Raw genomic sequence first — 26,722 nt, 5'->3', positions numbered from 1 at the left:
CTTTAAAGTTGCTCCACGTTCGCCAGCAGGTATTCGGCGCGCTGGAGCAATGCTTCCTGTTTCTCGGGTTTCTGCTTGTCCCAGTTCCGGTACATCATGCCCATTCGCGGGTTGTTGGCGAAGTCGTCCCGATGGCGATCTATGAAATGCCAGTACAGGGCGTTGAACGGGCACGCGTCATCTTCGGTGGCCTTGTTCACCTTGTAATGGCAGTTCGAGCAATGGTCCGACATGCGCTGGATGTACTTGCCGCTGGCGGCGTAGGGCTTGGAGCCCAGGTAACCGCCATCGGCGTGCATCACCATGCCTAGCACGTTGGGTAGTTCCACCCAGTCGTAGGCGTCGGCGTAGACCGCCAGGTACCAGTCGCAGATTTCCTCCGGTTTGATGCCTGCCAACAGCGCGAAGTTGCCAGTGACCATCAGCCGCTGGATGTGATGGGCGTAGGCGTTGCGGCGAGTGGCGTCAATGGCTTTGTGCATGCAACGCATTTTCGTATCGCCGGTCCAGTAGAACCAGGGCAGGGCGCGGGTGTTACCCAGGCGATTCTCCTGGGCATACTCCGGCATGTTCATCCAGTAAATGCCCCGAACAAACTCCCGCCAACCCAGGATCTGCCGGATGAAGCCCTCTACCGCATTGATCGGCGCCCGTCCTGAATACCAGGCCTGGGCCGCCGCTTCGCACACTGCGAGCGGGTCCAAAAGCCCGCAGTTGATGTAGGGTGACAGAATCGAGTGGAACAGCCAGTCCTCGGTATCCGAGATGGCGTCCTGGTAATCGCCGAAACAGGGCAGGGCGTAATCGATAAAGTGCTCAAGCGCCGCCTCGGCATCCTCGGGGGTTATTGCAAAGTGGAAATCTTCGGTGGTGCCGAAATGATCGGCAAAATGCTCGTCCACCAGTGCAATCACCTCGCGGGTGATGGCATCCGGCTCTATGCGGAAGGGCGCCGGTGCCGGTGGTTTGCCGGTCCACTTCTTCCGGTTGTCGGCATCGAAATTCCACTGCCCGCCCTCGGGCTGGCCCTCGGAAGTCATCAGCAGGCCGGTCTTGCGCCGCATCTCCCGGTAGAAAAATTCCATCCGCAACTGCTTGCGCCCCTCTGCCCAGTCGGCAAACTCCTGTTTGGTGGCAATGAACCGTGTATCCGGTCGGATCTCCACCGGCACCCCAAGGCGTTCATGCCAGCCGCTGATCTGCTCATGCAGTCGCCATTCGCCGCACTCGGTGGTCACTACCTTCTCAGCGTTGACCCGCCTGGCCTGATCCTGAACGACGGCCTCAAGGCTTTGGTGGGGATTTTTCGGGTGGTACTTTTGATAGTGAACCTGCCAGCCTTCGTTTTGCAGCTGCTCGGCAAAGTGCCGCATCGCACTGAACAACAGCACGATCTTCTTCTTGTGGTGATTGGTGTAGCTGGCTTCGTCGTGAACTTCCGCCATGACCACCAGATCCCGATCCTTGTCGGCGTTCTCTAAAGCGCTGATGTCTCTAGTTAATTGGTCACCAAGAATCAGAATCAGGTTGGCCATCGTGAGAGAGTCTCCGTCCAGTAGGTTGCGGGCTTACACCGGGCGCCGAGGCAGCAAGTAATGCCCACAAAGGGGTAAACCAAGTACGCCAAGAGCCCAAGGGTGGTTCATAAGCCGCACTGGTAAACTGAAACAAACGCTCAGGTGACCCGCATCAAGAAGCGATGCAGGGGATTGCCCTAGAATGCCCGAATTTATCCAACCCCGAGTTTGCCATGACCCCCACATCCGCACTCAAAGCCCAAGACTCAACATTGCCGGAATTCATCTGGGATGATGCCCTGATCCACCGCTACGATCTCAGCGGCCCCAGGTACACCTCCTATCCCACGGCCGTCGAGTTCAACCAGAATTACCCGGTTGAAGAGATGGTCAAGGCAGCCGCCCGCAGTAAAGCCAGCAATCGTCCGCTGTCGCTTTACACCCATCTGCCGTTCTGCGCGCACCTTTGCTACTACTGTGCCTGCAACAAGGTCATCACGAAGAAACGTGACAAGGCCATGCCCTACGTGGAGCGGGTGCTGAAAGAGGCGGCCATCCAGTCCAGACTGTTCGGGGCCGACCGGCCGGTAACCCAGCTGCACTGGGGCGGCGGTACACCCACCTTTCTGCCCCGGGACGTCATGCAACACCTGATGGAAGGCTATGGTGAGCTGTTCAACCTGCAAACCGGGGCGGAGCGGGATTACAGTGTGGAAATTGATCCCCGGGAAGTGGACCAGGACACGCTGCCCACGCTCTGGGAGCTTGGCTTCAACCGGATCAGTCTCGGCGTTCAGGACGTCAACCCTGAGGTTCAGAAAGCCGTGAACCGCATCCAGCCGAGGGAAATGACCGAAGCCGTGCTCAACGAAGCGCGGCGCATCGGCTTCCGGTCCATCAACCTGGACCTGATCTACGGCCTGCCGTACCAGACGCCGGAAAGCTTTGCCGAGACACTGGAAGCGGTGATTGAAATGTCTCCGGACCGGCTGTCGGTGTTCAGCTATGCCCACCTGCCGGACCGTTTTTATCCGCAGACCCGGATTCAGGGCGACACCTTGCCCAGTCCGCAGCAGAAACTGACCATCCTGCATAACACCATCAACCGTCTGCTGGACGCCGGCTACGAATACATCGGCATGGACCACTTTGCCAAGCCCGACGACAGCCTGGCCGTCGCCCAACGGGAAGGCCGCCTGCACCGGAATTTCCAGGGCTACACCACCCATTCCGAATGCGACCTGGTGTCGCTTGGTGTTTCCGCCATCGGCCAGACCGACGATGCGTATTTCCAGAACAATCACGACCTGCCTTCCTGGGAGGCCGCCATTGATGCCGGTCAGTTGGCCATCACCAAGGGCGTGAATCTGACTCGCGACGACCGGATCCGCCGCTGGGTGATCGGCCAGCTGATCTGCCAGTTCCGGCTGGATCGTCAGCTGTTTGCAGATGTCTGGCAGGAAGACCTGAATCGCTATTTTGCCGATGAGCTTAGCCGCTTGAAGCCCATGATTCAGGACGAGTTGATTGCTGATGACGGTAATGCGCTTCAGGTGCAGCCCGCCGGTCGGCTGCTGATCCGGGCCATCTGCCAGATCTTTGATCTGTATCGCAAGGAAGGCGCCAGCCAGCGGTTCTCCCGGATTATCTGACTGCAGCGGCCAATTCGGGGTCAGAAGAACACTTTCTTCTGACCCCATCTTTATTTCCAGAGCCAAAAAAAGGGCTGCCCGTTACCGGACAGCCCCTTCACGTCAAACCGGGGTCAGATGAAAGCCTTCATCTGACCTCTTCCTTCAGCTATAAGCCGGCACCTTGAACTCATTGGCCAGGTCCTGAAGCACACGCGCCAGCCGCGCCTGCTCGCCGGTCACCTGGGTGATTTCCTGGGAGCCGGTGAGGGTCAGGATGGCGGCTTCGCTGACCGATTCCATGCTGCCTGCGAGTTCCCGGGTAACTGCCACCTGCTCCTCGGAGGCGGTAGCGATCTGGCTGGCCATATCGGAGATGCTGTTCACATCGGTCAGGATATCCGCGAAGGTCTGCTCCAGTTCTGACGCCTGCTCGCTGGTGGCATTCGCCAGTTTGTGGCTTTCCATAATCGAGCGGCTGGCATTATCAGTAATGCTCTGGAAGCCATTAATAATGTCCTCGATCTGGGTGGTGGACTCGTGGGTCTGTTGCGCGAGGGTCCGTACTTCGTCGGCAACCACCGCAAATCCTCGGCCGTGCTCGCCCGCGCGGGCGGCCTCAATCGCCGCGTTCAACGCCAGCAGGTTGGTCTGGTCCGCCACCTTCCGGATCACGTCCACCACATCGGCGATGGTTGAACTGCGGTTTTCCAATTCTTCGATTACTTCGTTAACTTTCTGTACCGAGTGCGCCAGAGTGCGGATGCTTTGCACACTGCCGTGCAATACCTGCTCACCGGTGCGGCTCTTCTCCATGGCGCTGCGTGCAGCATCGGCCACCTGCTGGGTGTTCCGGGAGATTTCCTCGGAAGTGGCAGACATCTCTTCGGTGGCCGCAGCCACTTGTTCGATCTGTTGCTGCTGGTTCTTCACCTGGCTGGCATTCTGGCCAGCGGTCGAGCTGGTCTCCTCGGTAGCGGTGGCCAACTGGACGCTGGATTTGTCGATGTGCAGCAGGGCGTTGCCGAAACGTCCGAACAGCTCGTTGATAGCCTTACCGATGGTGCCCACCTCATCCCGGCTGGAGATTTCAATCTCGCGGGTCAGGTCCTTGTTGTCCATGGCAAACCGAACGCCATCGAGCAGGCGGCCGACCTGGAGGTTAATGGCGCGGATAATGACAAACACCAGCACAAGAACGGCCAGTACCGCACCGCCAGAAAGCGCAGATGCCATGATCAGATCGTTCCTGGCCTCCGCTACCTCACGATTGGCGAGTGCCATCACGCCAGTTAGAAGGTCGGTGCGCGTGGCATTCAGGGAACCGATGCGATTTGTGGTGGTTGCAAACCATTCCGAGGCATCCAGGGCATACATGCCGGAAGGGCTGCTGAACAGGGTCTCACGTTGTGTCTCCAGGGCCCGACGCTCAGTGGAAGCGGATTGTGATTCCAGTAGGGCGCGTCTCGGGTCATCAGATGTCAAAAGCGTAACCGCGCTGTCCAGATGGGCATCCTGTTGTCCGGCCAGACTGGCGATCTGACGGAGTGTCGGCAGATCAAAATCGCCGCTACGGATGAGTGAGGCACCGATTGCACGTTCACGCCCGGCTCTTTCCGCAAGCTCCGCCAGGGCGTGGTAGGCCTTGACGTCCCGGGTCAGTTGCGGGTCGGTTGAACGGCGCACGATCATGCCAATCCGGTCGATCAGTGAAACGATGGTATCCGTGTAATAACGTGCGGATTCCGCCGGTGCAATCGACCGGCTGTCCACGGAGCGACGGACCGCAGCGAGGTTGTCGAGGCTGCGTTCAACGCTCGCAATATTGTCGCCAACGGCGCGGTCAAAATCGGTCTCGGCCGCAAGTGCCCGGATTTCCCGGTGATAGGTTGCAATCCGGTTATCGGTCTCGCGGCGCTGGTTGGCGAGTTCGTTTCCGGCACGGGCAGCTGCGTCTGTGCCTGCATCGCTGGCGAGCAGCACTGCAGAGCGGCCCCGCTCTTTCTGGAGTGCTTCCGTCAACGGATCACCCGTTCTGGCCAGATCAACCATGGTGCCAAGCTGTTGCATGTCGCTGAGCTTGCCGTAGTTCGTGGTAATGCTGTCCGCGGCGAAAAACACGATTACAAGCAGGGCGGGCACTACCAGAGTGGTCAGCTTGCCCCGCATGGAGAGGTTGTTTATGAGGTTCATTGCACTGACTCTGTTGATTAGAAGTTGCACGTATTATCAGTTAATGACAGGGCAGGCTCTATTCACGAGAAGGGGTAACGAGGAGGTAGTCCGAACTGTGTAAGTTGCTGTAATTGGTTGTTAATCAACTGTTTTTCAAGAGATTTTCAAGGAGTTGGTAATAGTACGTGGAGTATCTCCTCATGGGTATTCAGTTAACAGCCTGACATACGATGATATGGGTCAAGAACGCCTGTTTCTCCATCCGGTACTTTGCTGGCTGCTCCGACCAGGCAGGCAGATGCTAGTCTTATATTCATCCGGTCGATTCGGGAAGCGCCTTGCAATGAAACAGCGGCCATTGGACAGATACCTTTCACGTCTCATCTGGTTAGGCGTTACCCCCCTTATCCTCGTTGCGGCCGGGATGGCGACGCTCTCGGTAATGGAGCACCGGGAGGACATGAGAGAGCGGGCGGTTTTTCTGGTCAATGACGCCGTCGCAGACGTCGATAACTATCTGGATGCCAGGATAAAGGCGCTGGGAATTCTGGCTGACTCTTCCTTTGCCGATACGCCCGGGCAGTGGCATCTGCTTTACGACCTGGCCCGCGATTTCCACAATAACTTTGGTAGCCCGGTCCTGTTTGCGGATACGGGGAATCCGATGCGGATGCTGTTCAATACCCGTGTCCCGTTTGGCACCGCGTTGCCCCCGGTGCCAAGGCCGGCAGGTCACGCGGCCGCTCCAACAGCGCTGGAAACCCGGGCTCCGGCAGTCGGCGATACCTTTACCGGCCCGATTACGGGAACCACATTGGTTGCTATTGCAGTTCCCATGCTAAGGAACGGTGCAGTACGGCATCTGCTGATAAGCCCGATGGACGCCTCCGAATTCCAGGTTCGCATCGCGGATCTGGAGTTGCCTGGAGGCTGGTCGTTAAGCCTGATAGATGGAACAGGCCAGGTTATTGCGCAAAATCCGTCAAACAGTCCCGGCTCTGGTCTGCCAAATGGTTCCTGGGTGAGCGTCAGTGAGCCGATCGGCTTTGCGCCCTGGACCGCCAGAATTGACATCCCCGAGGCATCCTACAATGCGCTGTTCTGGCGGGAAGTCTTCGCACTGCTGATAATCATAGGGTTGGCGATACTGGTCGGGGTTATTCTGGGCTCGGCTGCGGGAAGGCCGGTGATTCGCCAGCTGCAGGCGCTTGCCCTTTCCACTCCCGGCGGCGCCCCTTCACCCATCAAAGAAATTTCACAGGTACAAGATCGGCTGGAAAAGGATTTCAGGCACATCCAGGAAAGTGAGCAGCGACATCGGGAATTGTTTGAGGCCAACCCTCACCCAATGTGGGTCTATGATCTCGAAACCCTGGAATTTCTCGAAGTGAACGACGCGGCTATCTATCAGTACGGGTTCAGCCGTGAGGAATTTCTGGAAATGACCATCAAGGACATTCGTCCGCCGGAAGACGTTGCGAGGCTTCTCCGGAACGTGGCAAAAGTGACAGAGGGCCTCAATGATACCGGCAGTGTCTGGCGCCACAGGACCAAGGGAGGAAGGCTACTGGACGTTGAGATTATGTCCCACTTTCTGCTCTTTAAAGGGCGGCGGGCCGAGTTGGTGTTGGCTCACGACGTAACCGAAGAGAAGCGCGCAAAACGATTACTCAAGGACCATGCCAGGCAGCAGTTGCTGGTTGCCAGGCTTGGTCAACTGGCGCTATCCGTTGACAGTGTTGATGAGGTTATTGAAAGCGCCTGCGAAGCGACGACTGAAGGCTTGGGCATTTCCTTCAGCAGGGTTGTGTTGTTTGATTTTCAGCGATCTGCGTTTGTCATGACGGCCGGGCAAGGATGGAGTGCTGGATTAGTGGGCCTGGACCTGGTGGACCGGGCTGAGATTGCCCGAGCGTTGGCTGTTTTTCGAACCTCTGAGCCTCTTGCGGCTGACGATGTCATGAGCGACTACCGGTTCGCCGAGTCGGATCTGATAAAAAGCCACAATATTATCAGTGGTGCGGACATCATGATTGGTCGGGCCGACAAGCCGCTGGGCGTTCTGGGCGCATACAGCGACTCGCCAAAGCGTTTCTCGGAGCAGGATATCCGGTTTCTGCAGGGTGTTGCCAATACTCTTGCGGCAGTAATCGAACGGCATCAGTCCCATGAGCAGCTGAACTACATGGCCGTCCATGATGCTGTCACCGATCTTCCAAACCGGCTGTTGATGACGGACCGTCTTGACGTTGCATTGCATCACGCAGAGCGCTCTGGATTGAAGGTGGCGCTGCTTCTTATCGATCTCTACCGTTTCAAAAATGTAAATGATGTGTTTGGTCACGTACTCGGAGACCATTTGCTGCACGAGGTGGGGCAGCGGCTCTCTCATTGCGTGCGAGCCGATGACACGGTGAGTCGGCAAAGTGGCGATGAGTTTATCGTTGTTCTTCCTGAAATAGAGGAAGAGCAGGACGCGGCAAGGATAGCCGAAAAGATCATTCGGGTTGTTACCCGGCCGTTCACTATCGATGGCCAGGAAATTCTGTTGGGCGTCAGCGTGGGTATCGTCTGTTTTCCGGACAACGGTGAGGATTCAGAGACACTGCTCAGGAATGCGGACGCTGCAATGCATGTGGCACAGGGTTTGGGCCGGAACCGGTATCAGTTTTACTCTCCGGAAATGAACGAACGGGCCCTGGAGCTGATCGGGCTGGAGGGAGATCTACGATTCGCAATTGAGAGAGATGAGCTTTTTCTCGTCTACCAACCCCAGATCAGCCTGGAAACAGGGGAAGTGATCGGGTTTGAGGCACTGGTGCGTTGGCAACATCCGGTTCGAGGTTTGATTTCGCCGGCCCATTTCATTCCTGTCGCGGAAGAGAGCGGCCTGATAGTGGACATTGGCAACTGGGTACTGAAGACGGCCTGTTGCCAGTACGTGGAGTGGATGGACGAGGGGTTGGTGTCAGGAACCATAGCGGTCAATGTCTCGGCCCATCAGTTTCGTCAGCCCGATTTCATAGATACCGTTGAGGAAGCGCTGATTCGCTGTGGACTTCGGCCTGAGCACCTCGAGCTCGAGCTTACCGAGAGCGTGGTTATGCATGGTATTGAAGACGTGCTCTGCAAGCTTGAGGAGTTGGATCAATTGGGCATCAAGTTGGCCATTGATGATTTTGGTACGGGTTATTCAAGCCTGAGTTACCTGAAGCAGTTTCCACTGTTCCGCTTGAAGATTGACCAGTCGTTCACGAGGGTATTGCCCGAAGATCTCGAGGGCGGTGCAATAGCCAAGGCGATCATCCAGATGGGGCACACGCTTGGTCTTGAAGTGATCGCAGAGGGAATCGAGACGCCTGAACAGAGACAGTTTTTACAGGCTTTGGCGTGTGACTCGGGGCAGGGCTATCTGTTTGCCAAACCACTCAGCGTTAAGGAGTGTCCCGGGTTTTTGCGGAATTTCCGCGAATCGTCCGTTAAAAGTTAAGCGTTTGATAACAAAGATCAAGGTACCGGGCAGGCTTGGAAGTTAGTCTTTTGTTCGTCGCACACGAGCGGAGAACAACATGGAACTTGTCTGTCCGGCCGGCAGCCTCCCGGCCCTGAAAACCGCCGTTGATAACGGCGCCAACGCCGTGTATTTCGGTTTTAAAGACAGCACCAACGCCCGCCAGTTTGCCGGCCTGAACTTCAACGATAAACGCGCTGCCGAGGGTATCGAGTACGCTCACCTCCGAGGCGCGAGAGTTTTCTGTGCCATCAACACCTACCCTCAGCCAGATGGCTGGGAGCAGTGGAAGGGGGCGGTAGACCGCGCCGCGAGTCTCGGCGTGGACGCCATTATCCTGGCCGACATGGGCCTGCTGGATTATGCCGCCAACCGGTACCCGCATATCCCCCGGCATCTGTCGGTTCAGGGATCTGCCACCAGCCACGAAGCGCTCTCCTTCTACAAGGACAATTTCGACATTCGCCGGGCCGTGCTGCCCCGGGTTTTGTCGCTGGACCAGGTGCGTGGCGTGGCCAAACACAGCCCGGTGGAGCTGGAAGTCTTTGCCTTCGGCAGCCTGTGCATCATGGCCGAGGGACGTTGCTATCTCTCCTCCTATCTGACCGACGAGTCGCCCAATACCCGCGGTGCCTGTTCACCGGCCAAGGCGGTGCGCTGGCAGGAAACATCCCAGGGGCTCGAATCCCGTCTCAACGATGTGCTGATTGACCGTTATGGCCCGGGTGAATCCGCCGGTTATCCCACGCTCTGCAAAGGCCGTTTCGAGGTGGAGGGTAACGTTTACCATGCCATTGAGGAGCCAGTCAGCCTGAACACCCTGGACCTGTTGCCGGAGCTGCAGGCGCTGGGTATCAGTGCCGTGAAGATTGAAGGGCGCCAGCGAAGCCCTGCCTACAACGCAGATGTAGCCAGGACCTGGCGCCATGCCCTGGATAATCTTGAGGACGGCACCGGAAGCTTTACTGTTGAACCGCAATGGCAACGAACGCTGGCGGGTCTTTCCGAAGGCGGCCTGACCACACTGGGCGCCTACCATCGCAAATGGAAATAAGGTTTCACCACCCATGCTGAAGTTATCCTTGGGGCCGATCCTGTGGTTCTGGTCCAGGCAGACGGTTTTCGATTTCTACGCCAATGCCGCCGAGTGGCCGGTGGACACCATTTATCTGGGCGAGGTGGTGTGCTCTCGCCGGCGGGAACTGAAACCGGATGACTGGCTGGATCTGGCCCGTGACCTGAAAGCCTGTGGCAAGAATGTAGTGCTCTCCACGCTCACACTGATTGAGTCGGAGGCCGATTTGCGTCGCCTGCGCCGATTCTGTGAGCAGGATGAATTCCTGGTGGAGGCCAACGATCAGAGCGCCTTGCAAGTGGCTATCCGGAACCGGATTCCGTTTATTACCGGCCCCTCGATGAACATCTACAACACGGCCACCCTGAAGATCCTCGCCAGGCAGGGCCTGAAAGCATGGAGCCTGCCGGTGGAGCTGGGCAGGGAAACCCTTGAGCAACTAATCAAGGAGCTGCAGCAGGAGGGACTGGATCTCCCCGCCGAGGTGTTTTCCTGGGGCTTCCTGCCCCTGGCCTGGTCCTCCCGTTGTTTTACCGCCCGCCATTACAATCTGCCCAAAGACAACTGCGAGTTCCGCTGCCTGCAGCATCCGGACGGCATGGAGTTGCGCTCCCGGGAAAGCCAGGAGCTGTTTCGCATCAACGGCATTTCTACCTTGTCCGGCTCCCGTTACGACCTGATGCGGGAGTTACCGGATATGGAGCGCATGGGCGTAAGCACCGTACGCCTGAGTCCGGAACATCAGGGCATGGAGGAAGTGGTCAGGCGTTTTGATCAGGTACGCCGGGGCGAAATGCCGACCACCGACCCGCTGCAGCTGGTGGAGGCACCGCCCTGCAATGGGTATTGGTATGGCAAACCGGGAATGGATCTGATCGGCTGAGGCCGATCAGTCTCTGACGGGTTTGACGCCAGGAAAACGGTCCGATACGTAGGTGCTGTGACACTGGATGCAGTTGCCCGTCATTTCACCAAACAACTGGTTTTGTTTCTCCGTGTCGTCATTCCTGCCGGCCTCGGCCAGCGACGCCGCCAGCTGATGAAACTCCTTGTCCAGCTTGATAAAGCCTTCTGGTACTGCCGACATCAGGTCTTTGCGATCCTGTTCGGTTAACGACTGCTGCAGGATGAAGGAGTCGTGGATGTTCTGGGCCTGTTTTGCAACCTTGTCGTGCTGACCCATAACGATGGCCGAATGAATCTGACCCATGGCTGACTGAATGGACCGCATCTCTTCGCGTAGCAGACGATCCAGCTTGTCGGTCAGCTTGGGAGTGACCGGTTCGGTTGCAGCGGCACTGAATGATACAGTGATGCTCAGGATGACGGTGCTCAGAAGCGCTCTGTTTGTTTTTATCATGAGGATGCCTCTCTATCGATGAATGTTGAGCATCATTCAGGCTATCACTCTTGGATGGTGTACCTGTTGAGATATGTTAATTGTTGAACACTGGCGTCTGATGATGTGTAGGCACAGGATTGTGAGCCGAACAACGTCCAGAAGTCCGCTGAAGAGGTGAGAACTCATGGATATCCGACTTAAGCGCGCTTATGCAGAACCCGCACGCTCAGATGGCCCACGGGTGCTTGTAGACCGTATCTGGCCACGCGGGGTGGCCAAGGAAAGTGCAGATATCACTCTCTGGCTGAAGGGGCTGGCACCGTCAACTGAACTGCGGAAGTGGTTCAGCCACGATCCTGACAAATGGCCGGAGTTCCGGTCGCGGTATCTTGAAGAGCTGACATCAGATGACGCCAGCGAGGATCTTGAGGCACTCAGGAAGCTGCTTGAACAACATGACCGCATAACGCTCGTGCTTGCCGCGAAGGATACCGAGCACAACAATGCTGTCGCGCTCCGGGATTATATTTTGAACGACCAACTCTGAATAGTCAGAGGATGGCGGCCTTCGCCTTCAGGGCCGCCCGGATTTCTGAAAGCGCTCGCACCTTCTTACCAGGTTGGTGATCCTTATTCCTTACTGAGCACTTCCTGCGCCCACTGCCAGGCCGCTACCGTTGCCGGAAAGCCGATTGAATTCATGCCCAGCACCAACGCGTGCTCGATTTCCTCGCGAGTAAAGCCCAGTTCCAGGCTGCGGCGAATGTGTGATTTCAGGGCGGATTCGCGACCAGCACCAACGCAAACGCCGAGTTTGACCAAAGCACGCGACTTTTCATCCAGAGGGCCGGCATCGGCGAGAGCTTTGCCTACCTGCTGGTGCGCCTCCTGAAGCTCAGGAAAGCGGTCACTGAAAGCAACAAAGGTTTTGGGGAGGTCAGTGCTTTCTCTCTTCATCAGATTATCCTCGATAAATGGGTTCAACTTGTGTGCGTGATACGCTTTTAAAAGACAGGTTCAATAGGGACGGCTAAAGGATAGCATGTGTGAGCTTGTACTCTCTTCAGAACACGTTGTTGTGAGCTACCCGGGCAGCTCCTTCTAATAATGCGCGATAAGACGCATTGGCGAGAATGGGCAAGGGTTCTCTAGTTGCCCGACTCCGCGGCCTCTACCCGGTCCCGACCATTGGTCTTGGCTCTGAATAAAGCCTTGTCTGCCCGAATCAATGCGTGATGGGGTAGCTCTTCCGGTGTGACTTCTGCAACGCCAAGGCTAATTGTCAGGTGCCCCACCAGAGGAAAGGATACTTCCTTGATTCTCTGGCGAAGGGCATTGGCCAGTAGCAGTGCCCCTTCCAATGAAGTTTGCGGAAGCAGTAATAAAAATTCCTCACCACCCCATCGTGCCAACCGGTCTGCCTGCCTCAGGCGCTGGCGCAGCTCGTCGGTCAGGATCTGTAAAGTTACATCCCCCGCGTCATGGCCGAACTGATCGTTGACCCTCTTGAAGTGGTCAATGTCGACAAGGACAAGGGAGTAGGGCTGGCTGTACCGGATTGCTTCTTCGTGGGTTTCCATTAGCGACTGCTCGAAACGGCGCCGATTCCATAGTCCGGTCAGGGGGTCGTGGAAGGCCTCGTGCTCAAGCCTGGCCATGGTCTTTTTACGGTCGGTTATATCCCAGTATTGCCAGAGGTGGCCAAGGTAAGTCTGCCCACTAAAGACAGGAATATAGGTACGCTCCAGGATCCGTCCATCGGACAGGTGCAACTCGTCTGTTTTGGTTTGGCGGGCAAGTAGTGCGGCTTCAATGCCTGCGATAAAAGCGTCAGGGTCGCGGAAGAGAGTCTTGCTCTGCTCTGCTGCGGCCGCACAATCCATTCCCTCCAGCGTTTCCGGTGGCACAGGAATACTGAAAATGTCACAAAAACTCTGGTTGGCAAGCAGCATTTTGCGGTTTTCATCTTCCACCACAATGCCTCCCCGGAGGTTCTGTAGCAGAGCAGCGAATCGTTCGCGGGCATTGACCAGGGCCGTTTCACTTGCCACCCGGGTGGTTATGTCCGTTTCGCTAGCCAGTACCACGCGCTCGCCTGTGGCAGGGTCGAGAGTCCGTCGCAAATCCACCCGGTGCCAACGTTCCCCGACGCTTGTCTTAACGGGTGCCTCCAGCGAGTAGCTTTCTGCCCCGCTTTCCGCCCAGAGGTGTACGTCTTTCCTGTCTGACTCGCGAGCAAAGCTGCTGGTTAAATCCGCGCCAGCCGGCAGAATACACGTAGCCGACGGATTACGGGTGAGCAAGTTGCCCTGGTTGTCAAAAGCGGACATGAGCGTTGGTGTATGGCGCAGAGCTTCCTGGGCGCGAAGAGCCTGGATGTCCGGCTCGGTAACAGGTTGCGCCTCTACCAGCATTCCCTGGCCATTGTGCAGGGGAAAGCCGGAGCAAACACAACGCATGGGCACTGGCTTACCGTTGGGGTAGAGGGTCCAGGTCTCGAGCACCGTTTCGCCGGCCTTGAAACGGGCCAGATAGTCGAGAAGGCGGGCTCGCGCGGACACCGAAATTTCAGTAGCGAAATCCCTTGAACGCAGTTCTTCCAGATCAGCGGCGCCCCATATCGTTAGGCCGGCAGGGTTGGCCCAGCACATAACGAGGTTTTCAATATCGAAAACCCAGACCGGGGTTTTTAGACGGTCAGCGACGGCAAACGGTTCTGCTGAAAAAGGGGGAGGGCTGTTCATGGAATCTGGCAGATTTACTGTGGAAAAGTCTTCGCAGGATTTTCGCCCATTGCTGCAGCGGGTGCCATACCTATGAAAGGCCTACCCCATGAGGAGTAGTTGCAGGTTTCACCTGGTGGTTATGCCATAATTTTGAACTGCTTACTGTTCACTTTGCGCTACTCTCTCATTTTCGCCCCGTCCCGATTTCAGAATAACCAACAGGTCTGAAACATCACCGCATCAGCAGATAACGAAGGTGGAAGCGCCACTCGACACTGTCCAATAGATTCTTTAGCGCCAACCCCAGCTCGGTGTCACCTTCGATAACGAGCTTGCGCTGGAAGAATAATTGATCCGGATCCAAGTTGCGTTCAGCCAGCTTTTTGAAGGCGGTCAGCGAGCCGCGGATGGTCGCCTCGCCGGGGCCGTCGATCACCCGGAGGCGGCCGGCCCAGAAGCCAATGGTGATGCCGGGTTGTCCGCCGTTCACTTCCAGGCGAATACGGCGGCCTTCGAGATCATCGAACTCTCCGTCAGCTATTGCCTCGGCAAACATGCGATTAAGTGGTGCTTCTGCAGCCAGCTGTTTCAGGGGCACCGGAATTCTGCGATCAATAGCGCCTAGCACGGGCACAGGGGAAGGTAGATACTCCCGAAGGACCGAGAGCGTTTGCCCCACGAGGGGAGATTTCAGGGGCGCGATGGAAGCCAGTGGAAATGCCATGCTTTACTCCGGGCGGTCAGTAACCGGCACAGAGTAAAGCAAAGTGCTATGGAACGATTTGATATAACTCAGCCCTTGTGAAGGCCTTCTTCCACCGCCCAAACGGCCACTTCCACTCTTGAGCGCAGGTTCAGTTTCTTCAGCAGGTGCTTTACGTGCACCTTGACGGTACCGTCACTGATATCCAGCTTGCGACCGATCATCTTGTTGGAGAGCCCCTCGGCGATATGGCGCAGAATATCCTTTTCCCGGGGTGTCAGGCTGTCGAAATCCGGGCGTGATGTTTGCTGGGGCTTGTTGGAGCGAAGCGCCTCGGCCAGCAATGTGGTCAGTCTTTCACTGATGACCATTTTACCGACTGCTGCCTGATGGAGCTGCTTGATCATGTCTTCCGGTTCCATGTCCTTTAGCAGGTAACCGTCTGCACCGGCCCGAAGTGCCGCGACAACATCGTCTTCCTGGTCCGATACGGTGAACATCACGATGCGCGAGCTGATGTTCTGTTCCCTCAGTTTTCTGAGCGCTTCGATACCGTCCATCTCAGGCATGTTCAGGTCCATGAGGATCAGGTCGGGCTCCAGTTCGGTAGCCTTTCGAATACCGTCGGCAGCATTGCTGGCCTCCCCGGCCACGACCATATCGTCTTCCATGTCGATCAGCTGTTTGATGCCCTGGCGAAGAAGCGGGTGATCGTCGATCAACAGAATACTTGCGGGTGACTCAGACATCGGGTTCTCTCTTGTTGTCAGGCGTTTGATGCTTCAGTAGGAATCAGATTTCTGCTTTTCGGAACAAAGCCCAGGGTGACTTCCACACCCCCTTCATCGCGGTTCTTTACCTCGACCTTGCCGCCCAGCGTTCGGGCACGGTCCTGCATGATAATCAGGCCGTAATGATTGACGGGCTGGTCACTGCCCGGCAGGCCCTTGCCGTTATCCCGGATACGGACCCGTACCTGTGGCGATTCGAACAGGACATCCACCGTTATATCTGTGGCATCTGCATGTTTGACGGCGTTGGCAAGGCCTTCTCTCACGATCTGCAGGGTATGGATCTCCTCATTCGGAGACAGGGTCTGGGGTGGCAGATTGTACTTCAGCTCAACCGGCTTACCCAGGCGCTCGGAAAATTCCTCAATGGTTTTCTGCAGGGCTGTAGCAAGATCCGGCGTATCCAGCTTCAAGCGGAAGGTGGCCAGTAGCTCCCGGAGCTGGCGATAGGCACTGTTCAGGCCTGTGCTCAGTTCGTCGAGAATCGCCTCGTGAGTTTTTTGTTGCTCACCGTCGATGTTAAGGCGCCGCAACCGGGCAACCTGCATTTTCAGGTATGAAAGTGACTGGGCCAAGGAGTCATGGAGTTCCCGGGCGATCACGGTGCGCTCTTCAGCAAGGGTTTGCTGTTGTTCCTCGGTAATCTGCCGTTCCAGGAAAATGGCGGTGGCCAGCTGGTCGCTGAGGGTTTCCAGAAGCCGGCGGGAGGTTTTCGACAGGCCTTCCTCGGCCGGGTACCAGACTTCCAGCGTGCCCAGCAGCTGCCCGGGTGTCCGGATCGGAAGAAGGAGCCGGCGGCCGTCGTTGGATTCTACGGGAAGCTCGTCATACGCCTCTGGCGTAACCAGGCAGGCATTGCAGTGATGATCCCGGCAATAAAAGGGCCGTTCGCGGGTAGCTGTTGTGATTGCCTCCACCGGCTCCGCGGATTGCTTGTCATGGAGGTAGAGGCGGATCGGGCCAATGCCCAGTAGCTGCTCGAGTTCCTGAAGCATGGGGATCGCCCCATTACAAAGATCGTGTTTGGCAAACAGGTCGCGGCTGGCGGAGTGCAATAACTGAAGGGCCGCATGGCTCTTTTCAAGTTCCTCGGTTTTCAGGCGGGCCCTTTCTTCAAGCTCGTAGTAGGTCAGGGCCAGCTCGCTGGTCATCTGGTCAAAGGCTTGGCCCAGTTGCGCCAGTTCGTCTGAGCCGCTCAGGTTAGCCTTGCGGGAAAAGTCCTGGTCGCCCACTGCGATGGCGATGCTGACCAGCTTGCGCAGTGGTCTCAAAATACGATTTTTCAGATCAATGAACAGTGCCACGATGATCAGGATGGAAAAAACCAGACTGATGATCTGGATCAGGTGCAGGAGGTCAATACGGGCTTCGGTCCGCTGTTCCAGCATGCTGACCAGTTGGTCTACGTTATCCACATAGCTCTGGGTTGAGGTCAGCATGGCCGTGGAAACGGGGGTTCCCTGAGCGTGCCCTTCCAGGGTAGGCCTGAGCATTGTCGCCCATGAGTCCAGGATGGCCTGGTACTGGACAGTGAGCGGATGATCACGGTTTTCCGGGATGGCGTCGGTGATGCTGGCGTCAGCCAACTTGGCCTCATAGCGGTTCAGCATCTGTTCGGTCGACTCATCCCCGGCTGCTGGAACGGCCGGGCCTGCACTTCGTGCCAATAACTGGAACGCCCCCATACGCAGGGCGCCGGCCAGGTTGATCGCCGTGGCATTGCCTTCAATGCTTTTCGAGACCGCAAGCGTGGTCGCCATGCTGACAAGGGCTGTCACCACCACGGCGCCAACGACGATGGCGATTCGGTTTACAAGCGGGCTTCTGTATTTCATTCAGTCTCTTGCGCATCAATGCGTGTGACGGGGCAGCGTGAATTATGCCCCGCACCAGGATTCCGTGATACCTCCTTGAGGATAGTCAATTACCCCAATGGTTGGTAACCCATCATAATCTTTGACCCTTTTATGATCAAAAGATGAAACTGAAAAACAGGTTTCCAGAAGAGCGACAGTAATGAAGTCCGAAACGGATCGTGCAGATGACCGGCTGGCGTCATTGGCAGTGGTACTGCCGTTGGCACTGGCGGGCTTCGTTGTCGCCGCCGGCTGCTGGACGTTGTTTGCGGTGGCTGGAGTTCATCTCCGCGCGGAACTGGATCTCAGCAATTTTCAGTTTGGGTTCCTTCTGGCGATGCCGATGGCGGTAGGCGCTGCGCTGGCTATTCCGGCGGGCCTGGCGGCGCAGAAATTCGGCGCCCGCCGGATCATGCTGTCCTGTCTGGTGGGGCTTGCGGTCTGCATGGTGATACTCCTGACCACCGATACCTTCCCCGGTTACCTGATCGCCGCCGGCGGGCTCGGGCTTGCGGGCGGCTTTTACAGTGCCGGATTGCAGTTCGTCACGGGACACTGTGAATCATCACGCCTCGGCCTGGTACTGGGGGTGTTCGGTGCCGGTGTGACCGGCGCAGGATTCAATTACTACCTGGTACCACTTTTCCATGAGGCCTTTTCCTGGCACGGGGTTCCGCTGGCCTATCTCATCGTGCTGGTCCTGGTTATTGCCTTGTTGATCATGCTGACCGATCGGGAAGACGCGGAGGCTGACCCGACTGCTGAAACATCCGTCACGGTATTGCTGCACCGAATGCAGACCCGGCGGGCCGGTCAGCTTTGTGGGTATTTTGGCGTTGTCGCTGGTAGTTTCTTTGCGCTGGCTTTGTGGCTGCCGGATTACCTGTCTTCCCAATTTGATCTTTCAGTGGACTCCGGAGCGCGTTTGGCGCAATGGTTTGTGATTCCCGGTGCCCTGGCCCAGATCCTGGGAGGCGGGCTTTCCGATCGTTTCGGCAGTGCAAGAGTTGTAAGCCGCGCACTGATTGTCTGCCTCGTGGCGCTGTTTGTCTTGTCCTACCCACCCATGACGCTGTTTATCCAGGGCGTTGACGCCACCATCCGCATTGAATTTGCCCTGCCCATGCAGGTAGAGGGTGTGTTTGTCGTTACCCTGGGGCTTGCCATGGGCTGCACCATGGGCAGCCTCCAGCGGCTGGTGATTATTGAAAATCGGCCGGTGGCGGCCTTCGTTGCCGGGCTGCTTCTGGTAAGCGCCTGTTCCGTAGCCTTTTTACTGCCAGTGATCTTCAGTAGCGTTAATCACTGGTTGGGCGTGCGCAGTGCGGTTTTCATGATTCTCTTCCTGCTGCTTGTTGGTTGCCTGTTCCTCTTCGCCCGGGAAAGCCGCAGGCACGAGCGTGAACACCTACTCCACCCGGGGATATAAGTCGCCTACCACCAGGGTGGTAGAAGTGGGTTATGAGGTAGTAACCACGCAGATTTCACGGTTTTTCTCACACACAATGGTCTCAAATCGGAGCAACGATCCGGCAGACGGAGAGAGAGACCATGAGTCATTTGATCGATAAACTGAATTACTTCAGGAAGAAGCGCGAGCCGTTCTCCAACGGCCATGGCGAAACCCATGAAGTCAGCCGCGAGTGGGAAGACAGCTACCGCCAGCGCTGGCAGCACGACAAGATCGTGCGTTCCACCCACGGCGTAAACTGCACCGGCTCCTGCAGCTGGAAGATTTATGTCAAGAACGGCCTGGTGACCTGGGAAACCCAGCAAACCGATTACCCCCGTACCCGTCCGGATCTGCCCAACCACGAGCCACGCGGCTGCCCACGTGGTGCCAGCTATTCCTGGTACATGTACAGTGCCAACCGCCTGAAATACCCGTTGATGCGCAAGCACCTGATGAAGCTCTGGCGCGCGGCAAAAGTGGAGCACAAGGATCCCGTCGACGCCTGGGCATCGATTGTTGAAGATCCCAAGAAAACGGCGGAATACAAGCCACGTCGCGGCATGGGCGGTTTTGTTCGCTCCAGCTGGGATGAAGTCAATGAGCTGATCGCGGCTTCCAACGTTTACACCGCCAAGAAGTATGGCCCGGATCGCATCATCGGCTTCTCGCCGATTCCCGCCATGTCCATGGTTTCCTACGCGGCCGGCAGCCGTTACCTGTCCATGATCGGTGGCGTGTGCATGAGCTTCTACGACTGGTACTGCGACTTGCCGCCGGCCTCCCCCCAGACCTGGGGTGAGCAGACCGATGTGCCCGAGTCCGCCGACTGGTACAACTCCGGCTACATCATCGCCTGGGGCTCCAACGTACCCCAGACCCGTACCCCGGACGCCCACTTCTTTACCGAAGTGCGCTACAAGGGCACCAAGACCGTCGCCATTACTCCGGATTACGCGGAAGTCTCCAAGCTGTCCGACGAGTGGATGAACCCCAAGCAGGGCACTGACGCCGCTCTGGGCATGGCCATGGGCCACGTGATCCTGAAAGAGTTCCACGTCGACAAGCCCAGTGAGTACTTCACCGATTACGTACGCCGCTACACCGATATGCCTTACCTGGTCATGCTGGAAGAAAAGGACGACGGCAGCTATGTGCCGGGCCGTTTCCTGCGCGCCAGCGATCTGGTGGATGGACTGGGTGAAGAGAACAACCCCGAGTGGAAAACCATCGCCATCGACGAGGCCTCCGGCGAACTGACCGCTCCCAATGGTTCCATTGGTTACCGCTGGGGCGAGAAGGGCAAGTGGAACCTGAAGCAAACCGCCAAAGACAAAGACGTCAATCTTCAGCTCTCTATGGTGGAGAAGCATGATGAAGTCGTGGATGTCGCCTTCCCGTACTTCGGTGGTATTGAGCACGACCACTTCAAGCATGTGGAAATCAAGGATGTGCTCAAGCACAAGTTGGGAACCCGCAAGGTCAAGCTGGCGGACGGCTCTGAAGGCCGCGTTGTTACCGTCTACGACCTGATGGTGGCCAACTACGGCATCAGCCGTGGCTTGGGCGATGATGACGGCGCCACTTCCTACGACGAAGTGAAGCCTTACACCCCGGCCTGGCAGGAAAAGATCACCGGCGTCCCCGCCGAGAAGGTGATCCGCATTGCCCGTGAGTTTGCCGACAACGCCGACAAGACCAAGGGTCGTTCCATGGTTATCGTGGGTGCCGGTATGAACCACTGGTACCACATGGACATGAACTACCGCGGCCTGATCAACATGCTGATCATGTGTGGCTGTATCGGCCAGAGCGGTGGTGGCTGGGCTCACTACGTTGGCCAGGAGAAACTGCGCCCGCAGACCGGCTGGCAGCCGTTGGCCTTTGGTCTGGACTGGCAGCGTCCGCCCCGGCACATGAACTCCACCTCCTTCTTCTACGCCCACTCAGGGCAGTGGCGCTACGAGAAGCTGGGTGTCGACGAGATTCTGTCTCCGCTGGCGGACAAATCCAAGTTCGGTGGCAGCCTGATCGACTACAACGTGCGCGCCGAGCGTATGGGCTGGCTGCCGTCTGCGCCGCAGCTGAACCGCAACCCGCTGACCATTGCCGCGGAAGCCGAAAAGGCCGGTATGGAAGTGGCAGATTACGTGGCCAAATCCATGAAGGACGGTTCCCTGGCCTTCGCCAGTGAGGATCCGGAAGCGCCCCAGAACTGCCCGCGCAACCTGTTTATCTGGCGCTCCAACCTGCTCGGTTCCTCCGGCAAGGGTCACGAGTACATGCTCAAGTATCTGCTGGGTACCAAGAGTGGCCTGCAGGGCAAGGATCTGGGCGTGGAAGGCGGTGCCAAGCCGCAGGAAGTGACCTGGCACGACGAGGCGCCGGAAGGCAAGCTCGACCTGCTGGTGACCCTGGACTTCCGCATGTCTACCACCTGTCTGTATTCGGACATCGTTCTGCCGACCGCGACCTGGTACGAGAAGAACGACCTGAACACCTCGGACATGCACCCGTTCATCCACCCGCTGACCGCCGCCACCGATCCGGCGTGGGAAGCCCGCAGTGACTGGGAAATCTACAAGGGCATCGCCAAATCCTTCTCCAGGGCGGCCGAAGGCCACCTGGGCGTCGAGAAAGACGTGGTGACCCTGCCGCTGCTGCACGACGCGCCGGCCGAGCTGGGCCAGCCGTTCGATGTGAAGGACTGGAAGAAAGGCGAGTGCGACCTGATTCCGGGCAAGACCGCGCCCAACTTCATCACTGTTGAGCGGGACTACCCGAATACCTATGCACGCTTTACCTCCCTGGGTCCGCTGATGGACAAGCTGGGTAACGGTGGCAAGGGCATCAACTGGAACACCGAGAAGGAAGTGAAGTTCCTGGGTGATCTGAACTACAAGCATGTGGAAGGCGCCAACGCCGGCCGTCCGAAGATTGAAAGTGCCATCGACGCCGCAGAAGTAATTCTGACCCTGGCGCCGGAAACCAACGGCCAGGTAGCGGTAAAAGCCTGGCAGGCATTGTCGGACATCACCGGTCTGGACCACACCCACCTGGCGACCAACAAGGAAGAGGAGAAAATCCGCTTCCGGGACATCGTGGCACAGCCGCGCAAGATCATCTCCAGCCCGACATGGTCTGGCCTGGAAGACGAGCATGTGTCCTACAACGCCGGTTACACCAACGTGCACGAGCTGATTCCGTGGCGCACCCTGACCGGTCGTCAGCAGTTCTACCAGGACCACGAGTGGATGCGCGCCTTTGGCGAAAGCCTGCTGGTGTATCGCCCGCCGATCAACACCAAGACCGTGAGCCACATGATCAACCAGCGCAGCAACGGTAACCCTGAGAAAGCGCTGAACTGGATCACGCCGCACCAGAAGTGGGGTATTCACAGCACCTACAGCGACAACCTGCTGATGCTGACCCTCTCCCGCGGTGGCCCAATCGTGTGGCTGAGTGAGGACGACGCCAAAGAAATGCAGATCGAGGACAACGACTGGATCGAGCTATTCAACGCCAACGGCGCCATTGCAGCCCGGGCGGTTGTGAGTCAGCGCGTGATGCCCGGCATGGTGATGATGTACCACGCCCAGGAGCGGATCGTGAATATTCCGGGCTCCGAGATTACCGGCACCCGTGGCGGTATCCACAACTCGGTAACCCGGGTGTGCCCGAAGCCGACCCACATGATTGGCGGCTACGCCCAGTATTCCTACGGCTTCAACTACTACGGCACCGTAGGTTCCAACCGCGACGAATTCGTGGTGGTTCGCAAGATGCACAACGTCGACTGGCTCGACGGTGAAGGCAATGACACTGTTCAGGAGGCTGTAAAATGAAAATCCGTTCCCAAGTCGGCATGGTGCTGAACCTGGACAAGTGCATTGGTTGCCACACCTGTTCAGTGACCTGCAAAAACGTATGGACCAGCCGTGAAGGCATGGAGTACGCATGGTTCAACAACGTCGAGACCAAGCCCGGTATCGGCTACCCGAAAGAGTGGGAGAACCAGGACAAGTGGAAGGGCGGCTGGATGCGTGACAGCTCCGGCAAGATCCGCCCGAAAATCGGTGGCCGTTTCCGGGTACTGGCGAACATCTTCGCCAATCCCGATCTGCCGCAGATCGACGACTACTACGAGCCGTTCGATTTCGACTACCAGCACCTGCACACCGCCGGCGACACCAAGCACCAGCCGGTTGCACGGCCGCGTTCGCTGATCTCCGGACAGCGCATGCAGAAAATCGAATGGGGTCCGAACTGGGAAGAGATTCTCGGTACCGAGTTTGCCAAGCGCCGCAAGGACAAGAACTTTGACCAGGTGCAGGCGGACATCTACGGCCAGTTCGAGAACACTTTCATGATGTACCTGCCGCGCCTGTGCGAGCACTGCCTGAACCCGGCGTGTGTTGCCAGCTGCCCGAGCGGTGCCATCTACAAGCGTGAGGAAGACGGCATCGTCCTGATCGACCAGGACAAGTGCCGTGGCTGGCGGATGTGTGTCTCCGGCTGCCCGTACAAGAAGATCTACTTCAACTGGAAGACCGGTAAGTCCGAGAAGTGCATCTTCTGCTACCCGCGTATCGAAGCCGGTATGCCCACCGTGTGCTCCGAGACCTGTGTCGGCCGGATCCGCTACCTGGGCGTGCTGCTCTACGACGCCGACCGCATTGAAGAAGTGGCCAGCGCCCCGGGCGAGCACGAGCTGTACGAGAAGCAGCTGGAGATCTTCCTGGATCCGTTCGACCCGAAAGTGATCGAGCAGGCCAAGAAAGACGGCATCCCGATGAATGTGATCGAAGCCGCCCAGCAGAGCCCGGTGTACAAGATGGCGGTGGACTGGAAACTGGCTCTGCCGCTGCATCCGGAATACCGCACTCTGCCCATGGTCTGGTACGTGCCGCCCCTGAGCCCGATCCAGTCCGCGGCGGAAGCCGGCAAGGTCGAGTTCGACGGCGTGCTGCCCAAGATCGAAAGCCTGCGGATCCCGGTGAAATACCTGGCCAACCTGCTCACAGCCGGAGACGAGAAGCCGATCGTGCTGGCTCTCAAGCGGATCATGGCCATGCGCCTGTACAAGCGCGCCGAAACCGTTGAAGGCAAGGAAGACCTGCGCGCCCTTGAGGAAGCCGGTCTGACCAAGGCCCAGGCGGACGAAATGTATCGCTACCTGGCCATCGCCAACTACGAGGATCGCTTCGTGATTCCCACCAGCCACCGCGAGCTGGCCAAGGAAGCTTTCCCGGATGCCACTGCCCACGGCGAGCGCAACGGTTGTGGTTTCAGCTTCGGTGAAGGCTGCAACGGCGACAGCAAGTTCAATATGTTCGGTGGCCGAAAGCAGACCACCAGCATGGTCCAGAAGCTGTCGACCGTGAAGCAGGTTGACCCGAAACAGCTGCAGGAATAAGGAGGCCGAGATGCAACTTTTGAAAGTACTGGCACGGGTACTTGAGTACCCGACCGAGGAACTCCAGGCCTCCAAAGACGCCTTGATTGCCGCTGTTCTGGAGGACACCCGGCTGCCCAGGAAGAACAAGGAGCAACTGCTGCGTTGTGTGGAGATGGTCTGTGATGGCGACCTCCTCGACCTGCAGGAGAACTACGTCGGCACCTTCGACAAGGGCCGGGCCACCTCCCTGCTGCTGTTCGAACACGTGCACGGGGAATCCCGGGACCGTGGCCAGGCCATGGTGGACCTTATGGAGGAGTACCGCACCAACGGTCTGGAGATCGATGCCAGGGAGCTGCCGGATTACCTGCCGCTGTTCCTGGAATACCTCTCCACCCGGCCCTGGGACGAGATCCGAAACTGGTTGGAGGACATCCACCACATCCTGGGCTTGCTGGGTGAGCGTCTGTACCAGCGGGAAAGTTTCTATCACGTGGTGATGGATTCGCTGCTAACCCTCTCCGGGCGCGCGGCAAACCGCCAGGAGCTGGCCCAGATCGTCGCTTCGGAAGAGCGTGACGACACCCCGGAGGCTCTGGACAAGGTCTGGGAAGAGGAAATGGTGAAGTTTGTTGATGATCAGGGCAGCTCCTGCAGTACCGGCAACGTTGTAGGCCAACGCCGCCGAGAACTGGAACAGACCCAGACCATTCACCTGAGTGATCAGCTGATGACGGATGCAACACCCCGTCAGGCAGGGCGCGCCTGAGGGCGCAGGAGGAAACGGAAATGATGTCCTATCTGAATACACTACTGTTCGGGGTTTATCCCTACATTGCTCTCGCGATTCTGGTGATTGGTACCTGGGCACGCTATGACCAGGGCCAGTTCACCTGGAAAGCCCATTCCAGCCAGATGCTGCGCAAGAAAAACATGGTGATGGCCAGCGTGCTGTTCCATGTGGGTGTGCTGGTGATCTTCTTCGGCCACCTGGTGGGCCTGCTGACTCCGCATGCCTTCTACGAGCCGTTCATGACCCCCGGGACCAAGCAGGTCATGGCAATTGTGGTGGGCGGTATTGCCGGCGTGATGGCGATCATAGGCGGCGGCATGCTTGCCTGGCGACGGCTGACTGACCCACGCGTCAAGGCCAGCAGCACCTTTGCTGACAACATGATCATTGTGATCCTCGTGGTCCAGCTGGCACTCGGCCTCCTGACCATCCTGCCCACCATGGGTCACCTGGATGGCAGCACCATGCTCAAGTTCTCGGCCTGGGCACAGGGCATTGTCACCCTGCAGGGCGGCGTGGCCGGCTACATCGCCGATGTGCACTGGATCTACAAGACCCACATCTTCTTGGGCCTGACCATCTTCGTGCTCTTCCCGTTCACCCGCCTGGTGCACATGCTCAGCGTGCCGGTGGAGTATTTCGGGCGGAAGTATCAGGTGGTTCGCAAGCGGGCGTGATGGGAGCTTGAACAGTGTCGGATTACGCGTGGCATTGACACGCTAATCCGACCTACGGTAGGTCGGATTAGACGAAGTCGTAATCCGACAATTCCCCGAGCCCGAGAGCAAAAACGTAGGTCGGATTAGGCGAAGCCGTAATCCGAAACATCCCAGAGACCGGAAGCACAAATGTAGGTCGGATTAGACAAAGTCGTAATCCGACAACCAGATCAAAAGGTAATCACCATGCAACTCATCCCCGTCGGCGACGCCGAAAAGCCCAGAAACCAGTTCCCGCCGGTCTACGTAGGTGAAACCCTCATCGGCGAAGACGACATCGCCCGGGAAATGCAGCACCACCCGGCCGAAGAAGTCGCGGAAGCCTGGCACGAAGCCGCCAGAAGCCTCGTCATTCGCGAGCTGCTCCTGCAACAGGCTGCGCTCCTGAAACTCGACGACATCCCCGACGAGGAAGACCGCATCGCACGCGTTCTGGAACTCGAGCTCAATGTCCCCGAGCCCACCGAACAGGACTGCGAACGCTTCTACAACGCCAACCCGGCCCGCTTCCGCAGCCCCACACTGATGGCCGTCAGCCACATCCTCCTCGCCGCCGCCCCGGACGACGTCCAGGAACGCATCCGCCAGGAAGAAGCCGGCCACCAGCTGCTGTCATCCCTCATCGACGGTCGCTCCCAGTTCGCCGAACTGGCCAAGCAGTACTCCGCCTGCGAATCCCGCCATCAGGGCGGTAGCCTCGGCCAGATCAGCAAAGGCCAGACCGTCGACGAATTCGAACGCCCGGTCCTCGCCCTCCAGGAAGGCCTGAACCCGGAACTGATCGAAACCCGCTACGGCTGGCACATCGTCCGCGTTGACCAGCGAATCGACGGCCAGCAGCTTCCTTATGAGCACGTCAAACCCCAGATCCGCCAGTACCTGAGCGAGAGCGTCACCAGGCGAGCATTCCGTCAGTACCTGCAGGTTCTAGCAGCGGAAACGGGTGTGGAAGGTGTCGATCTGGAACTTCCGGATTCGCCCCTTATGCAGTAAAAGGCGCGCGACCAATATCCGGAGACTGGCAGGGACCCCCTT

At 57.8% G+C, this 26,722-nt stretch carries 19 protein-coding genes; 11 read left to right on the top strand and 8 right to left on the bottom strand.

The window, feature by feature from the left end; genetic code table 11:
• Positions 1-2 precede the first annotated feature (2 nt).
• A complete protein-coding gene (locus QZ534_RS07105) occupies positions 3-1,535 on the bottom strand; it encodes a cryptochrome/photolyase family protein (RefSeq protein WP_296933129.1) in 1,533 nt (510 codons plus the stop codon).
• 215 nt (positions 1,536-1,750) lie between these two features.
• On the opposite strand from QZ534_RS07105, the gene hemN reads away from it, so the two are divergent.
• Positions 1,751-3,169, top strand: a complete 1,419-nt coding sequence (gene hemN, locus QZ534_RS07100) for an oxygen-independent coproporphyrinogen III oxidase (protein ID WP_296933127.1) — start codon at positions 1,751-1,753, stop codon at positions 3,167-3,169.
• 144 nt (positions 3,170-3,313) lie between these two features.
• On the opposite strand, the gene QZ534_RS07095 is transcribed toward hemN, so the two are convergent.
• Positions 3,314-5,341 (bottom strand): methyl-accepting chemotaxis protein, encoded by a 2,028-nt coding sequence (locus tag QZ534_RS07095; protein WP_296933126.1) that lies wholly within the window; start codon positions 5,339-5,341, stop codon positions 3,314-3,316.
• 325 nt (positions 5,342-5,666) lie between these two features.
• On the opposite strand from QZ534_RS07095, the gene QZ534_RS07090 reads away from it, so the two are divergent.
• From QZ534_RS07090 to QZ534_RS07080, 3 genes are all read left to right on the top strand, one after another.
• The gene (locus QZ534_RS07090; protein ID WP_296933125.1) at positions 5,667-8,813 is read left to right on the top strand and encodes an EAL domain-containing protein; all 3,147 of its coding nucleotides are present in this window, start codon (positions 5,667-5,669) and stop codon (positions 8,811-8,813) included.
• Between the two features lie 79 nt (positions 8,814-8,892).
• Positions 8,893-9,888: a peptidase U32 family protein gene (locus tag QZ534_RS07085; RefSeq protein ID WP_296933123.1), complete on the top strand. Its 996-nt coding sequence runs from the start codon at positions 8,893-8,895 to the stop codon at positions 9,886-9,888.
• Between the two features lie 13 nt (positions 9,889-9,901).
• Entirely contained in the window at positions 9,902-10,792 is an 891-nt protein-coding gene (locus QZ534_RS07080; protein ID WP_296933121.1) for a U32 family peptidase, read from the top strand.
• A 6-nt stretch (positions 10,793-10,798) separates the two neighbouring features.
• Here the strand turns inward: QZ534_RS07080 and QZ534_RS07075 are convergent, their stop codons facing one another.
• Entirely contained in the window at positions 10,799-11,269 is a 471-nt protein-coding gene (locus QZ534_RS07075; protein ID WP_296933119.1) for a cytochrome c, read from the bottom strand.
• 166 nt (positions 11,270-11,435) lie between these two features.
• On the opposite strand from QZ534_RS07075, the gene QZ534_RS07070 reads away from it, so the two are divergent.
• On the top strand, positions 11,436-11,798 hold the full coding sequence (locus QZ534_RS07070) for a DUF488 domain-containing protein (RefSeq protein ID WP_296933117.1): 363 nt from the start codon (positions 11,436-11,438) through the stop codon (positions 11,796-11,798).
• Between the two features lie 83 nt (positions 11,799-11,881).
• On the opposite strand, the gene QZ534_RS07065 is transcribed toward QZ534_RS07070, so the two are convergent.
• The 5 genes from QZ534_RS07065 to QZ534_RS07045 all read right to left on the bottom strand — a co-directional run bounded on the left by QZ534_RS07065 (position 11,882) and on the right by QZ534_RS07045 (position 17,306).
• The gene (locus QZ534_RS07065; RefSeq protein ID WP_296933115.1) at positions 11,882-12,208 is read right to left on the bottom strand and encodes a carboxymuconolactone decarboxylase family protein; all 327 of its coding nucleotides are present in this window, start codon (positions 12,206-12,208) and stop codon (positions 11,882-11,884) included.
• A gap of 191 nt (positions 12,209-12,399) precedes the next feature.
• Positions 12,400-13,995 carry a diguanylate cyclase gene (locus tag QZ534_RS07060; protein ID WP_296933112.1) on the bottom strand — a complete coding sequence of 532 codons (1,596 nt, stop codon included), beginning with the start codon at positions 13,993-13,995 and terminating at the stop codon, positions 12,400-12,402.
• Positions 13,996-14,209: 214 nt separating this feature from the next.
• A complete protein-coding gene (locus QZ534_RS07055; RefSeq protein WP_296933111.1) occupies positions 14,210-14,701 on the bottom strand; it encodes an SCP2 sterol-binding domain-containing protein in 492 nt (163 codons plus the stop codon).
• Between the two features lie 68 nt (positions 14,702-14,769).
• Positions 14,770-15,429, bottom strand: a complete 660-nt coding sequence (gene narL, locus QZ534_RS07050; protein ID WP_296933109.1) for a two-component system response regulator NarL — start codon at positions 15,427-15,429, stop codon at positions 14,770-14,772.
• A gap of 17 nt (positions 15,430-15,446) precedes the next feature.
• Positions 15,447-17,306, bottom strand: coding sequence for a histidine kinase (locus QZ534_RS07045; RefSeq protein WP_296933107.1), 1,860 nt, complete (start codon positions 17,304-17,306; stop codon positions 15,447-15,449).
• A gap of 181 nt (positions 17,307-17,487) precedes the next feature.
• Here QZ534_RS07045 and QZ534_RS07040 point away from each other — a divergent pair, with 181 nt between their 5' ends.
• From QZ534_RS07040 to QZ534_RS07015, 6 genes are all read left to right on the top strand, one after another.
• Positions 17,488-18,756 (top strand): nitrate/nitrite transporter, encoded by a 1,269-nt coding sequence (locus tag QZ534_RS07040; RefSeq protein ID WP_296933105.1) that lies wholly within the window; start codon positions 17,488-17,490, stop codon positions 18,754-18,756.
• Between the two features lie 122 nt (positions 18,757-18,878).
• Entirely contained in the window at positions 18,879-22,622 is a 3,744-nt protein-coding gene (locus QZ534_RS07035; protein WP_296933103.1) for a nitrate reductase subunit alpha, read from the top strand.
• The gene (narH, locus tag QZ534_RS07030) at positions 22,619-24,193 is read left to right on the top strand and encodes a nitrate reductase subunit beta (RefSeq protein ID WP_062781173.1); all 1,575 of its coding nucleotides are present in this window, start codon (positions 22,619-22,621) and stop codon (positions 24,191-24,193) included. The genes QZ534_RS07035 and narH overlap by 4 nt, the downstream gene beginning before the upstream one ends.
• Before the next feature lie 10 nt (positions 24,194-24,203).
• Positions 24,204-24,944 carry a nitrate reductase molybdenum cofactor assembly chaperone gene (gene narJ, locus QZ534_RS07025; RefSeq protein WP_296933100.1) on the top strand — a complete coding sequence of 247 codons (741 nt, stop codon included), beginning with the start codon at positions 24,204-24,206 and terminating at the stop codon, positions 24,942-24,944.
• A gap of 23 nt (positions 24,945-24,967) precedes the next feature.
• Positions 24,968-25,645, top strand: coding sequence for a respiratory nitrate reductase subunit gamma (gene narI, locus QZ534_RS07020; protein ID WP_069184500.1), 678 nt, complete (start codon positions 24,968-24,970; stop codon positions 25,643-25,645).
• Positions 25,646-25,873: 228 nt separating this feature from the next.
• Positions 25,874-26,680: a peptidylprolyl isomerase gene (locus QZ534_RS07015; protein WP_296933098.1), complete on the top strand. Its 807-nt coding sequence runs from the start codon at positions 25,874-25,876 to the stop codon at positions 26,678-26,680.
• Positions 26,681-26,722 lie beyond the last annotated feature (42 nt).

The organism is uncultured Marinobacter sp. (assembly GCF_913055835.1).
GTDB lineage: Bacteria > Pseudomonadota > Gammaproteobacteria > Pseudomonadales > Oleiphilaceae > Marinobacter.
Note: the sequence above shows the minus strand (reverse complement) of the source record. Positions and strands in the feature narration are given on the sequence as shown.